10 protein-coding genes are annotated in these 12,830 nt (G+C 63.3%); 3 read left to right on the top strand and 7 right to left on the bottom strand.

The window, feature by feature from the left end; all coding sequences use genetic code 11:
* Window positions 1-1,827, top strand: a complete 1,827-nt coding sequence (locus tag NKH57_RS05335; protein WP_352942365.1) for an alanine racemase — start codon at window positions 1-3, stop codon at window positions 1,825-1,827.
* On the opposite strand, the gene NKH57_RS05330 is transcribed toward NKH57_RS05335, so the two are convergent.
* The 7 genes from NKH57_RS05330 to NKH57_RS05300 form a co-directional block, all read right to left on the bottom strand.
* The gene (locus tag NKH57_RS05330; RefSeq protein WP_352942362.1) at window positions 1,828-3,204 is read right to left on the bottom strand and encodes an FGGY-family carbohydrate kinase; all 1,377 of its coding nucleotides are present in this window, start codon (window positions 3,202-3,204) and stop codon (window positions 1,828-1,830) included.
* Complete coding sequence (gene rhaM, locus NKH57_RS05325) at window positions 3,201-3,518, bottom strand: L-rhamnose mutarotase (RefSeq protein ID WP_023758013.1); 318 nt, start codon at window positions 3,516-3,518, stop codon at window positions 3,201-3,203. The genes NKH57_RS05330 and rhaM overlap by 4 nt, the downstream gene beginning before the upstream one ends.
* On the bottom strand, window positions 3,518-4,513 hold the full coding sequence (locus NKH57_RS05320) for an ABC transporter permease (RefSeq protein WP_352942359.1): 996 nt from the start codon (window positions 4,511-4,513) through the stop codon (window positions 3,518-3,520). Before NKH57_RS05320 ends, rhaM begins: the two co-directional genes overlap by 1 nt.
* Complete coding sequence (locus NKH57_RS05315) at window positions 4,510-5,487, bottom strand: ABC transporter permease (RefSeq protein WP_352942355.1); 978 nt, start codon at window positions 5,485-5,487, stop codon at window positions 4,510-4,512. The genes NKH57_RS05320 and NKH57_RS05315 overlap by 4 nt, the downstream gene beginning before the upstream one ends.
* Entirely contained in the window at window positions 5,484-7,025 is a 1,542-nt protein-coding gene (locus NKH57_RS05310; protein WP_352601279.1) for a sugar ABC transporter ATP-binding protein, read from the bottom strand. Before NKH57_RS05310 ends, NKH57_RS05315 begins: the two co-directional genes overlap by 4 nt.
* Before the next feature lie 210 nt (window positions 7,026-7,235).
* Complete coding sequence (gene rhaS, locus NKH57_RS05305; protein ID WP_023758010.1) at window positions 7,236-8,231, bottom strand: rhamnose ABC transporter substrate-binding protein; 996 nt, start codon at window positions 8,229-8,231, stop codon at window positions 7,236-7,238.
* 55 nt (window positions 8,232-8,286) lie between these two features.
* The gene (locus NKH57_RS05300) at window positions 8,287-9,090 is read right to left on the bottom strand and encodes a DeoR/GlpR family DNA-binding transcription regulator (protein ID WP_352601277.1); all 804 of its coding nucleotides are present in this window, start codon (window positions 9,088-9,090) and stop codon (window positions 8,287-8,289) included.
* Between the two features lie 185 nt (window positions 9,091-9,275).
* Here NKH57_RS05300 and NKH57_RS05295 point away from each other — a divergent pair, with 185 nt between their 5' ends.
* Together NKH57_RS05295 and rhaI are read left to right on the top strand one after the other, a co-directional pair.
* A complete protein-coding gene (locus NKH57_RS05295; RefSeq protein ID WP_352734132.1) occupies window positions 9,276-11,378 on the top strand; it encodes a bifunctional rhamnulose-1-phosphate aldolase/short-chain dehydrogenase in 2,103 nt (700 codons plus the stop codon).
* Window positions 11,379-11,468: 90 nt separating this feature from the next.
* Window positions 11,469-12,761: an L-rhamnose catabolism isomerase gene (gene rhaI, locus NKH57_RS05290; RefSeq protein WP_352942350.1), complete on the top strand. Its 1,293-nt coding sequence runs from the start codon at window positions 11,469-11,471 to the stop codon at window positions 12,759-12,761.
* Window positions 12,762-12,830: the final 69 nt, after the last annotated feature.

Raw genomic sequence — 12,830 nt, 5'->3', positions numbered from 1 at the left:
ATGTCGGGACCGCAAGTCGCCATCGACCTTGGCCGCATCGAGCGCAATGCGCGCACTATCGTCGAGCGCTGCGCGCTCTCGGGCATCAAGGTCTTCGGCGTCACCAAGGGCACTTGCGGCATGCCGCAAGTGGCGCGCGCCATGCTGCGCGGTGGCGTTGCCGGCATCGCGGAATCCCGCTTCGAAAACATCCGCCGGCTGCGCGACAGCGGCATCAACGCGCCGATCATGCTACTACGCAGCCCACCGATGGCGCGTGTCGAGGAGGTGGTGCGCACCGTCGACATCAGCCTGCAGTCGGAACTCGCCACCATCCGCGAGATTTCGCGCATCGCCGAGCGCATGGGCCGTGTCCACGACATCATGCTGATGATCGACCTCGGCGATCTCCGCGAAGGCATCTGGCCGAATGACCTGATCCCGACGGTCGAGCAGATCCTGCAATACAAAGGCGTGCGCATTGCTGGCATCGGCACCAATCTCGGCTGCTTCGGCGCCATCATGCCGACGTCGGAAAATCTCGGCCAGCTCGTCGCCCACGCCTACAAGACCGAACGCCTGTCCGGCAAAAGCCTCGACGTGATTTCCGGCGGCGCCTCGTCGTCGCTGCCACTGCTGCTCGAGGGCAGACTGCCGGCCGGCATCAACAATCTGCGGGTCGGCGAGGCGATCCTGCAGGGCGGCGTCGAGACCTTCCGCGACACGCCGTGGGCCGAACTCGAACCCGATGCCTGCCGGCTGACCAGCGACATCATCGAGGTCAAGCTCAAGCCGTCACGGCCGATCGGCCAATCCGGCTTCGACGCCTTCGGCAACCAGCCGGTCTTCCCCGACGAGGGCGACAGGCTGCGCGCCATTGCCAATATCGGCCGCGAGGATGTGCTGGTCGAGGGCCTGACGCCGATTGCCAAGGGGATAAGGGTAATCGGCGCCTCCAGCGACCACCTGTTGCTGGATGTTGCCGATGCCGATCCGCCGCTGACCGTTGGCGACCGCGTCGCCTTCCGCATGAGCTATGGCGCCATGCTGCTGGCAATGACCTCGGAATATGTCGAGAAGGCCCCGATGCACGATGTCGAGGACTTCTCCGGCCGCAAGATGGTGCAGATCACCGCCGAGCAAGGGGCTGCCGGCATCCTGGCCCGTGAAGGCACCGGTGCGCGGCTGGAAGCGATGAATTTCGACGTCGTGGAACTCGCCGATATCGAGCGGCCGCCATCGGGGCTGATCCGGCTGACGGCCGGCGCCGACCGTCGCGTCGCTCACAAGGCGCTGACCGCAACGGCGCGCGCGACGCATTCCTTCGGCCTGATCTGGATCGATTCCATCGCCGCCCTGATGCCCGAGGAAGAGGACGGCATAGACCTGCCGGAAGGCTCGGTCCTGGCGCGCACACTCGGTCTCGACCACAAGGCGGGTGCGCTGCAGCCGCAGCTGTCGCCGGAGAATGTCGTCATCGTCGGCTTGCGCCATGCCGATCCGGCCGAAGCGCGGGTGCTGAAGGATTCGCGCGTGTCGGCCTTCACCATGACCGATATCGACGCCATGGGCATGCGCGACCTGATGCATGAGGCGATCCGCATTGCCACCTCGGGCACGCAAGGTTTTCACGTCAGTTATTCGCCGACGGCAACCGAATTCGCCAGCTGGGCGGCGGGCTCCGGCGGCCTCACCGTGCGCGAAACGCATCAGGCGATGGAGGCGATCGCGCTCTCCGGCGGACTGCTGTCGATGGATGTTTCCGGTCTGACCGCGGATCTGGAGCCTCGGATCGGCGCCGACGTGGTCAACTTCGTCATGTCGGCTTTCGGCAAGCGGATTTTGTAGTCAGCTTTGCGCTTCGACCGCCGCGCGCCAGGCGCTGACGTAGTCGGCCCAGACCGGGTCGGTCGGCAGTTCTATTCGTTCGCCCTTGCCGTGCGCTGTTACCGGACCCGACGCCAGCAGCGCGGCGCCGATGCTGGTGCCGGTAGCAGCCTCGGATGCGACCACGGTGCGCCCCGTCGCTGCCGCCAGCATGCCGACAAAGAGCCGGTTGCGGGCAAAGGGGCCTTCGACAGTGGTCGGGCCGTCGGCACCGATCAAATCGAGGCAGGTCGCCGTCATCAGCGCCAGATAGAACGAGATGGCGGCAAAGCGGTGGCCGCTTGTCATCCCGTCGGCGTTGAGCCATGCCGCGGCATCATGCGGGAAAGGCCCCGATCCTTGCTGGGTCGATGGCAGCAGGAGCACTTTTCGCGCCAACACGGCGCCGACATCATCTTCGCTCCACTGCTCCGGCCGGTCCTTCGTCAGCACGGAAAATTCGCGCCCGCCCATGAAGCGCGCCGAGGGAACGGGATTGCCGAGTGCGTTGACATTGACCAGCGTGTCGCGTGCCGCATCCAGCGCAATCTGTTTGCCGCCGACCGCCATCGACACCACCCAGGTGCCGGTCGAGACGACGGAGAAGGGCGGCTTGTCGGAGAGAAGATGCGGCAGCAGCGAGGCGTTGGAATCATGCAGGCCGCAGAAGACGGGCGTTTGCGGGTCAAGGTCGGTTCGCACCGCGACACTGGGCAGAATCGGGCCGAGGCGGTCCCTGGCTGGCCTCACCGGCGCCATCAAGCCGCGCCACTCCAGGCTGTCGACCAATGATGAAAAATCGGCCGTCCACGGGTTCCACAGATCGGTGTGACAGCCGAGCGAAGTCACCTCGCTGGCGGCGATGCCGGTCAGGCGCAAGGCCCAGTATTGCGGGTACATCAGCATCGCGGCGGCGTTGGCGAATTCCGCCGGGAAGCTTTTCTGCTGCCAGAAGAATTGCGCGCCGAGATTGAGGCCGAGCGGCAGGCGCGGCGTGCCGGTCTCGGCGAAGGGCGGACGGATCGCGTCGTAATCCACGGCGAGGCTTTCGGGGCCATCGAATTCATAATCGAGCACCGGCAGCACCAGTTCGCCCGCGGCGTCGACCAGCGCGGCCGTCGCGCCATGTGTGGTGATCGATATGGCGTCGATGCGCTGTTCGCGGTTGAGGCCGGCAAGGCTGTCGAGGATGAATGTCCACAAGGCCTCGACATCATGATGCGGGTAGGGCGCCTGCCGCACCGGTGCATTCGCCATGCGGCGCAATGCTATCTCGCTCAGCGTCGCGAGGTCGACCAGTGCCACCTTGGCGTTGGTCTTGCCGATGTCGATGACGGCGATGTGGCGTATCGTGCTCATTCCATGTGGAACACGGTTTCCAGCGGCACGGCCACCGGTTCGTTGTCCGGCCTCGTCTCCATGATGTCGGCCATGTGTGCCCACCAGCGCTGCATCTCCGGATGCCTAGGCAGGTCGTCCATGCCGTGGTCGTCTCGGCGCCACAGCACGCCGAACAGGATGTTGGTCTCATCATCGAGATGGATGGAATAATCGGAAACGCCGGCCTGCTTCAGGAGCGCGACCAGCGACGGCCAGATCTCGTCGTGGCGCTTCTTGTATTCGGCCTTCATGCCGGGTTTCAGCTTCATCTTGAACGCGTATTTCTGCGGCATCAACGTCCTCCGCGTAGCCGCCGCCAGACGATCGGCAGAGCGATGACGATGATCAGGAGCAGGCCGATGAAGATCGACATGACGATGCCGGGCACGTTGAGCAGGCCAAGCCCGAAGGTCACCAGCCCCATGATGAAGGCGGCCAGCACGACGCCAAGGATGCTGCCGGCGCCGCCGAGGATGCTGACGCCGCCGAGCACCACCATGGTGATGACTTCCAGTTCATAGCCCTGCGCGATCGAGGGTCGCGTCGAGCCGAGGCGCGAGGTGATCAGCACCGAGGCGATGCCCGACATCAGGCCGGTCAGGCAGAACAGGATGAACTTGGTGCGGCCGACGCGCACGCCGGAAAATTGTGCTGCGACCGGGTTGTTGCCGATGGCAAAGACACGACGGCCGAAACTCGTGCGGTGCAGAAGGAACCAGTAAACGACGGCTGCGATGAGGAAGAGCACCAGTTCGAACGACACCACCCACCAGACATAGCCCTGGCCGAAGAAGGCGAAGCTATCGGGATAGCCCTTGTAAGCCTGGTCGCCGAGGATGATGAAGGCGATGCCGCGAAACAGGCTCATCGTGCCGATGGTGACGACGATGGAGGGCAGTCCGAGCCTTGTCACCAGCAGGCCGTTAAAGGCGCCGCAGCCGAGCCCGACGACGATGCCGATCAGCACCAGCACCGGCATGCCGGCCCCGGCCTGCACCGCCATGCCCATCATGGTCGACGCCAGCGCGATGATCGCGGCCACCGACAGGTCGATCTCGCCCGAAATGATCAGCAGTGCCATGGCGAAGGCGATCAGACCCTTCTCGGTGAAATTGAAGGTGAGATCGGACAGCGAGTACGGGTCGAGGAAATACGGCGAGGCAAAGCTGTTGATGGCGAAGATCGCCACCGCCACCACGACCAGCAGCGCTTCCCAGGAAAAGATCGCCGAACGCAGCGGCTTGTCGAGCCGGTCGGGAATGTGGCGCGGGGCAGGGATGTCGGTCATGCCGCCTCCACCTTTCTCAGGATGATGCGGCCCTGCCGGCGTTCGCCGCGCGCGTTGAGCACGACGGCCAGAATGATGGCGCTGCCCGAGATCGCCATCTGCCAGAAGGGCGAGATGTTGATGACCGGCAGTGCGTTGGAGATGATGCCAAGGAACAGCGCGCCGAGCACTGCGCCGCCGACCGAGCCGATGCCGCCGGCGATCGAGATGCCGCCGATGACGCAGGCGGCGATGATGTTGAGTTCATAGCCGTTGGCGACCTCGACCGAGGCAATCACATAGCGGGAGATCCAGAGATATCCCGAGAGGCCGCCGATCATGCCGGAGATGCAGAAGACGATGAATTTCGTCCGGCCGACATCGATGCCGGCATAGACCGAAGCCGTCGGGTTGACGCCGATGGCATAGATCGAGCGGCCGAGCGCGGTGCGCGTCATCAGGACGAAGAATAGCACGATGACCAGGATGGCGATCCAGGACAGCACCGGAATGCCGAGGAACGCCGCCCGCTGGAAGCCGATGAAGTCCGAGCTCATCTTGTCGGCATTGACCCAGGCGCCGCCTGACAGGACGAAGGTGGCACCGCGATAGATGGTGAGCGTGCCCAATGTCACCACGATCGAAGGGATGTTCAGCCGCCAGACCAAAAGGCCGTTGATGGCGCCGAGCACCAGGCCGACGACCAGGGCGATGCCAATCAGCAGCGGGATCGGGATTGCCGGATGCGCGGCGTTCAGCATTGCCACTACCATGCCGGTGAAGCAGAGATTGGACGCCATCGACAGGTCGATCGACCGGGTCAGGATCACAACCATCTGGCCAAGCGCCAGGATCATCAGGATCGAGGTGTCGTTGAACACTTGGCGCAAATTGCCGGGATCGGCAAAGGCGGGGAAGCGCGTCGATATCAGCCCGATCAGCACGACGATGGCGGCAAGCAACCAGATTTCACGATATTTGAAAAATGCTTTCATGCGGCGATCCCTGCTGCCGTCCTGACCAGCGTCTCGGCGTCCAGGCCCTTGTTGTCGAAGACAGCAGCAACGAGACCCTCGCGCATGACCACGATGCGGTCGGACATGCCAAGGATTTCCGGCAGTTCCGACGACACCATGATCACCGACAGGCCCTGCGCCACCAACTCGGCCATGAAGCCGTGCACGGCGGCCTTGGAGCCGATGTCGATGCCCTTGGTCGGCTCGTCCAGGATGATCACCTTGGGAGCCGTCGCCAGCCATTTGGCGATGACGATCTTTTGCTGGTTGCCGCCCGACAGCGTGCCGACATCCTGGCTGAGCGAGGAGGCGCGCAGGTCGAGCCGCTCGGTAAAGGAGCGGGCGAGCGCGAATTCTTCCGACAGCCGCAGCAGGCCGGATCTGGAGGTGCGCTTGAGCGAAGGCAGCGAGACGTTCTGGAAGATCGGCAGGCCGATCACCACGCCCTGCTTGCCGCGCTCTTCCGGCACGTAGACGATGCCGGCTTCGATCGAATCCGCCGCCGATTTCGGCGCGATCGCCTTGCCTTCGAGCGTGATCGTGCCGGCTGAGGTGCGTGTGATGCCCGATATCGCCTGCATCACCTCGCTGCGACCAGCGCCGACAAGGCCGTAGAAGCCGAGGATTTCGCCCTTGTGCAGTTCGAAACTGATATCGTTGAACTCGGTCGGATGCGACAGGCCGGAAACGGAAAGCACCGGCGCGCCGATCTCAGCCTTGCGCTGCGGAAAGATATGGTCGACAGCGCGGCCGACCATCAGGCGCACGATCTGGCTTTGGCCCGCATCCCTGATCAGGCCTTCGCCGACCATCTCGCCATCGCGGAACACCGTGTAGCGGTCGGCTATGCGGTAGATCTCGTCGAACTTGTGGCTGATGAACAGGATCGCCTTGCCTTCGCTCTTGAGGAACTCGATCAGCAAAAAGAGCTCCTCGATCTCCTTCATCGAAAGGGCGGCGGTCGGCTCGTCCATGATGACGATCTGAGCGTCGATCGACATGGCCCGGGCCACGGCGACCAAATGCTTGTTGGCGATGCCGAGATCCTTCAGCCGGGCGTCGGCGTGGATATGACCCGCATGCATGGTGTCGAGCACTTCGCGGGCATTCTTGCGCATCGTGCGCCAGTCGATGGTGCCGAAACGCGTGCGCGGGGCGTGACCGAGAAAGATGTTCTCGGCAACCGTCAAATCGTCGAACAGCACGGTTTCCTGGTGGATGGCGGTGACGCCGTGTCCGAAAGCCGCGTGCGCGCTGGGCAGGGTGACGGCTTGGCCGTCGATGCTGATTGTGCCCGTGTCGGGCTGGTAGATGCCGGTCATGATTTTGACCAGGGTCGACTTGCCGGCACCGTTCTCACCGATCAATGCGGTCACCTGCCCCGGATAGAGCGACAGGCTGACATTGTGCAGCGCGCGCACGCCGGGAAAGCTCTTGGAGATGCCGGACAGCGTCAGGCGTGGAGCCAAGGCCGGAGGCCGCTCGGTTGCCGCGCTGTGTTGGGCTGTCGCGTCCATAGTCGTATCAAGCCCTGAAACAAGGTCCGTTTGAAGTCGCGGGGGGGGGGGGGGGGGGGGGCGCCGGCGCGGGGGGGGGGGGCCGCGGGGGGGGGCGGTGGGGTGGGGGGGCCACCACCTCCCCTCACCCCCCCCCCCCCACCCGGGGGGGCTGGGGCGCGGGGGGGTGGCGCCCCCCCCCCCCCCCGCCAGTTTGAAGAGCGCCCAGGATCAATAGATCTTGGAGAACTTCTCGATGTTCGACTTGTCGAACTGGAAGGGCGGAGCCATCGCAGCCGAGTTGGTGTCGTCGAGCGTGACCTTGCCGACGCGGCCGATCGACAGCGTGGCACCAGGCTTCGCCTCTTCCTTCTTCACCGCCAGATCATGGGCGAGGTAGACGGCCGAATAGCCGAGGTCGATCGGGTTCCACAGCGCAACCGCCTGGCTGGCGCCGTTGTCGATGAACTTCTTGAACTCGGACGGCAGCGCCAGACCGGTGACATTGACCTTGCCGATCAGGTTCGCATCGGTGACGACCTGGGCGGCGGCGACGACGCCGACGGTGGTCGGCGCAATGATCGCCTTGAGGTTCGGATAGGACTTCAACAGGCCCTTGGCCTCGTCCGTGCTCTTGGCCGAATCGTCATCGCCATAGACGGTGGCGACGAGTTTGATCTTGGGGAACTTCTCCGGCAGGATTTTCTTGGCCGCATCGATCCAGGCGTTCTGGTTGGTGGCGGTCGAGGAGGCCGACAGGATGGCGACTTCGCCGCCTTCCGGCAGGTAATCGGCGGCAAGCTTGATGATGGTCTCGCCGATCAGTCCGGTGTCGGACGGGTTGAGATGCAGCTGGCGACCTTCCTTGGCGACGCCCGAATCCCAGGAGATGACGGTGATGCCGCGTTCCATCGCCTTCTTCAGCACCGGCACCAGCGCGTCGGCGTCATTGGCCGAAATGGCGATGGCGTTGACCTTCTGGGCGATCAGCGAATTGACCACTTCGATCTGCGCTTCGGCGGTCGCTTTGGTCGGGCCGGTGTAGATGATGTCGACGTCGCCGAGTTCCTTGGCCGCCTCTTCGGCGCCCTTGTTGGCGGCATCGAAGAAGCCGTTGCCGAGCGACTTCACCACCAGCGCGATCTTGACGTTCTCGGCATAGGCTGCATTCACGAACATGGCGGCTGAAAAGGCCGCGGTCACCATCAATTTCTTCAAGAAGCTCATCGAATATCCTCCCTTGAGCGTTGCATTCCATCGCCGCTGCTGGCGTGAGAGTGTCTCAGGCCTGCAGCGAAGATTCTTCCTTTGCCGACTTGCGGGCGACGATCAGCGTCACGCCGGCGGTCTCTAACATCTTGGCCTCGCGATCCTCGATGCCGTCATCGGTGATGACTGTGGCGATGCGCGAAAGGCCGCACAGGATCAGGCTGGAGCGTTTGCGGAATTTCGAGGAATCGACCAGCACCACCAGTTCGTCGGCCTGGTCGATCAGTTTCTGCTCCGCCTGGATCAGCAGCGGGTCGCCCTCCATCAGGCCGAGCGGGCCGAGCCCCTGTGCGCCCATGAACATGCGGCGCGCATAGAAATTGCGCGTCACGTCATTGTCGAAGGGCGACAGGATGATGTTCTGCTCGCGATAGATCGTGCCGCCGGACAGCATCACCGTGTTCTTGGAGTGCTTGAGCAGGTGCTCGGCGATCGGGAAGGAATTGGTGAAGATCGGCATGCGGCGGCCGGTCAGGAAATGTACCATCTGGAAGGTGGTGGTGCCGCCATTGATGATGATCGGCTCACCGTCCTTGCACAGCTCGACCGCTTCACTCGCGATTGCCCGCTTCTGCGAGGCGTTGATTGTTTCATTGACGGAAAAGGGCCGGCCGGCCAGCCCAATGAACTGCGGCGGCGAGATTGCTTCAGCGCCGCCACGCACACGGCGCAGGCGCTTTTGGACATGGAGTGCCGCGATGTCACGCCGGATCGTCGCCTCGGAGGACTCCGTCAGGTCGACCATCTCCTGCACCGTCACCACAGGTTTTTCCTGGACGGCGGACAGAATGATCCTGTGGCGCTCTTTTTCGTGCATGGTTCCTCCCTGCCTCGGCATCTAGGCACCCAAAACGCGCAGTGTCAATCATTTCCGATCATATAATTTCATTGTGCAGTGCAATATGATCGGTCTTGATCGTTTGTGATTGACAAGTCGGCTGCTTCCGTGGAAATTCGGGCAAAATTGGCCGCACCGTTTGCGTGCCTTCGGGAGGATTGCATATGCTCGACAAGCGCACCGGCACGCGGCTCGCCAATCTGTGGGACGAGGCCAAGGCTCAAGCGATGAGCGAGCCGGAACTTCTGGTCTATCGCTCGAACACGCTTGGCTCCGACAAGCGCGTCACCAATTATGGCGGCGGCAACACCTCCTCGAAGATATGGCAGAAAGACCCGCTCACCGGCGAGGATGTCGAGGTGCTTTGGGTCAAAGGCTCGGGCGGCGACAGCGCCTCGATCAAGCTTGACGGCTTTGCCACCCTCTACATGGACAAGCTGCGCGCGCTCAAAGGCCTCTATCGCGGCGTTGAGCACGAAGACGAAATGGTCGGCTTCCTTCCGCACTGCACCTTCAACCTTAATCCGCGCGCCGCCTCGATCGACACGCCGCTGCATGCCTATGTGCCGAAGCCTTTTGTCGATCACATGCATCCGGACGCCATCATCGCCATTGCCGCGGCCAAGGATTCCAAGGCGCTGACCGGGGAGATCTTCGGCGACGCCATCGGCTGGCTGCCGTGGAAGCGTCCCGGCTTCGAACTCGGCCTGTGGCTGGAGAAATTCTGCCTCGAACATCCCGCGGCCAAGGGCGTCATCCTGGAAAGCCACGGCCTGTTCACCTGGGGCGACACTCCTCGGGAATGCTATGAGACGACGATCTCGGTGATCAATCAGGCGATCGAATGGTTCGAGCGCCGCTCCGAAGGCGTCGCCATCTTCGGCGGCGAAGCGGTCAAGTCGCTCGATTCCGCTTCACGCCGCGCCATTGCCGCGAAACTGATGCCGAAAATCCGCGGCCTGATCTCGGAAAAGAGCCACAAGACAGGTCATTTCGACGATTCGCCCGCCGTTCTCGAATTCGTCAACTCCAGGAATCTGCGCCCGCTGGCGGCGCTCGGCACGTCGTGCCCTGACCACTTCCTGCGCACCAAGATCCGTCCGCTGGTCATCGAGTTCGATCCGGCAAAGCCCGATGTCGATGCCGTCATCGCGCGCCTCGCCGACGACGTCGCGGCCTATCGTGTTGGCTATCAGGCCTATTACGACAGCTGCAAGCACGCCGACTCGCCAGCCATCCGCGATCCCAACGCCGTTGTCTATCTGATGCCCGGCGTCGGCATGTTCACTTTCGCCGGCGATAAGGCGACGGCGCGCATCTCAGGCGAATTCTACGTCAACGCCATCAACGTCATGCGCGGCGCCTCGACCGTCTCGTCCTATGTCGGCCTACCCGCGCAGGAAGCCTTCGACATCGAGTACTGGCTGCTCGAGGATCTGAAGCTGCAGCGCATGCCGAAGCCGAAGGCGCTTGCCGGCCAGATCGCGCTGGTCACCGGTGGCGCCGGCGGCATCGGTCGCGCGACCGCCAACCGGCTGCTGAGCGAAGGCGCCTGCGTCGTGCTGGCCGACATTGACGAGACAGCGCTCGCCAGCGCCAATGACGAATTGTCCAAAGCCTATGGCAAGGATTTCGTCCGGCCGGTGCCGATCAACGTCACCTCGGAGGAGCAGGTTATCTCCGGCTTTGCCGAGATGGCGGTCGAGTTCGGCGGCATCGACATTCTGGTGTCGAACGCGGGCCTCGCCTCCTCGGCGCCGATCGAGGAGACGACGCTGGCGCTGTGGAACAAGAATATGGATATCCTGTCGACCGGGTATTTCCTGGTCTCCAGGGAGGCGTTCCGACTGTTTCGCGTGCAGAACATCGGCGGCAACGTCGTCTTCGTCGCCTCCAAGAACGGACTTGCCGCCTCGCCCAACGCCGCCGCCTACTGCACCGCCAAGGCCGCCGAGATCCATCTCGCTCGATGCCTCGCACTGGAGGGAGCGGAAGCCCAGATAAGGGTCAATGTCGTCAACCCGGACGCGGTGCTGCGCGGCTCGAAGATCTGGACCGGCGAATGGAAGGAACAGCGCGCCGCCGCCTATAAGATGTCGACCGACGATCTGGAGGAGCACTATCGCTCGCGTTCGATGCTGAAGCGCTCGGTCTTCCCCGAAGACATCGCAGAGGCAATCTATTTCTTCGCCTCCGACATGTCGGCCAAGTCGACCGGCAACATCGTCAATGTCGACGCGGGCAACGCGCAGAGTTTTACGCGCTAATGATCTGAAGGCGGCGCCGCCGACGCCGAAGCGCTTCCGGCAGACGGATGACGGGCAGCGCTGGCCGAAAGCATTTTGGGAGGAATAGCAGTGTCCGAAACCATCATCTCCGCCGACGTCGTCGGCAAAGACAACGCCGCGCGCAAAGCCAACCTCGAGCGCGACTACGCCTCGCTCGGCGAGCGCCTCGACCGTCGCGGCATCGCCATCGATGCCATCCGCGACAAGGTCGAAAAGTTCGCCGTGGCGATCCCGTCCTGGGGCGTTGGCACCGGTGGCACCCGCTTTGCCCGTTTCCCCGGCGCCGGCGAGCCGCGCGACATCTTCGACAAGATCGAGGACTGCGCCGTCATCAGGCAATTGACGCAGGCGACGCCGACCGTTTCTCTGCACATTCCGTGGGACAAGGCCGACCCGAACCGGCTGAAGCAGGCGGCCTCGCGCTTTGGCCTCGGCTTCGACGCCATGAACTCCAACACTTTCTCGGATGCGAAGGACCAGAAACTCTCCTACAAATTTGGCTCGCTGTCGCATGCCGATGCCGGCACGCGCCGGCAAGCGGTCGAGCACAATCTCGAATGCATCGAGATCGGCGAGGCACTGGGTTCGAAGGCGCTGACGGTGTGGATCGGCGACGGCTCGAACTTCCCCGGCCAGGCCAATTTTGCGAGGGCGTTCGAGCGCTATCTCGAGGCGATGAAGCAGATCTATGCCGGGCTGCCCTCTGACTGGAGGCTGTTCAGCGAGCACAAGATGTACGAGCCGGCCTTCTATTCCACCGTCGTGCAGGATTGGGGCACCAACTACATCATCGCTAGGGAACTGGGCGACAAGGCGTTCTGCCTGGTCGATCTCGGCCACCACGCCCCCAACGTCAACATCGAGATGATCGTCTCGCGGCTTATCCAGTTCAAAAAACTTGGCGGCTTCCATTTCAACGATTCGAAATATGGCGACGACGATCTCGACGCCGGTTCGATCGATCCCTACCGGCTGTTCCTTGTCTTCAACGAACTGGTCGATGCCGAACTTTCCGGCGCCGAGGGTTTCGACCCGGCCCATATGCTCGACCAGAGCCACAATGTCACCGATCCCATCGAAAGCCTGATGCTGTCGGCGGTCGAGGTGCAGCGCGCCTACGCGCAGGCGCTGCTTGTCGATCGCAAGGCGCTCGAAGGGTGCCAGGACGACAACGATGCGCTGATGGCGACGCAGACGTTGAAAGTCGCTTACCGCACCGATGTCGAGCCGATTCTCGCCATGGCTAGGCTGAAGACCGGCGGCGCCATCGACCCGGTTGCGGCCTATCGGGCGGCGGGCTACCGCGCCAAGGTCGCCGCGGAACGCCCGGCGGTCGCCGGCGGTTCGGGCGGCATTGTCTGAGGCGAACTCCCAGCCGATATTGCCCCTCACCGGTTTGCTTCGTGAGGGACCGTTTTGTGAATGGACTCG

The organism is Mesorhizobium sp. M1050 (genome assembly GCF_040318715.1).
Classification (GTDB): domain Bacteria; phylum Pseudomonadota; class Alphaproteobacteria; order Rhizobiales; family Rhizobiaceae; genus Mesorhizobium.
This window is presented reverse-complemented; position numbering and strand designations above follow the sequence as displayed.

What these genes read in the sequence shown, in the direction of transcription:
- NKH57_RS05335 (WP_352942365.1), top strand. Translation starts at nt 1, where the DNA reads ATGTCGGGACCGCAAGTCGCCATCGACCTTGGCCGCATCGAGCGCAAT.
- NKH57_RS05330 (WP_352942362.1), bottom strand. Translation starts at nt 3,204, where the DNA reads ATGAGCACGATACGCCACATCGCCGTCATCGACATCGGCAAGACCAAC.
- rhaM (WP_023758013.1), bottom strand. Translation starts at nt 3,518, where the DNA reads ATGCCGCAGAAATACGCGTTCAAGATGAAGCTGAAACCCGGCATGAAG.
- NKH57_RS05320 (WP_352942359.1), bottom strand. Translation starts at nt 4,513, where the DNA reads ATGACCGACATCCCTGCCCCGCGCCACATTCCCGACCGGCTCGACAAG.
- NKH57_RS05315 (WP_352942355.1), bottom strand. Translation starts at nt 5,487, where the DNA reads ATGAAAGCATTTTTCAAATATCGTGAAATCTGGTTGCTTGCCGCCATC.
- NKH57_RS05310 (WP_352601279.1), bottom strand. Translation starts at nt 7,025, where the DNA reads ATGGACGCGACAGCCCAACACAGCGCGGCAACCGAGCGGCCTCCGGCC.
- rhaS (WP_023758010.1), bottom strand. Translation starts at nt 8,231, where the DNA reads ATGAGCTTCTTGAAGAAATTGATGGTGACCGCGGCCTTTTCAGCCGCC.
- NKH57_RS05300 (WP_352601277.1), bottom strand. Translation starts at nt 9,090, where the DNA reads ATGCACGAAAAAGAGCGCCACAGGATCATTCTGTCCGCCGTCCAGGAA.
- NKH57_RS05295 (WP_352734132.1), top strand. Translation starts at nt 9,276, where the DNA reads ATGCTCGACAAGCGCACCGGCACGCGGCTCGCCAATCTGTGGGACGAG.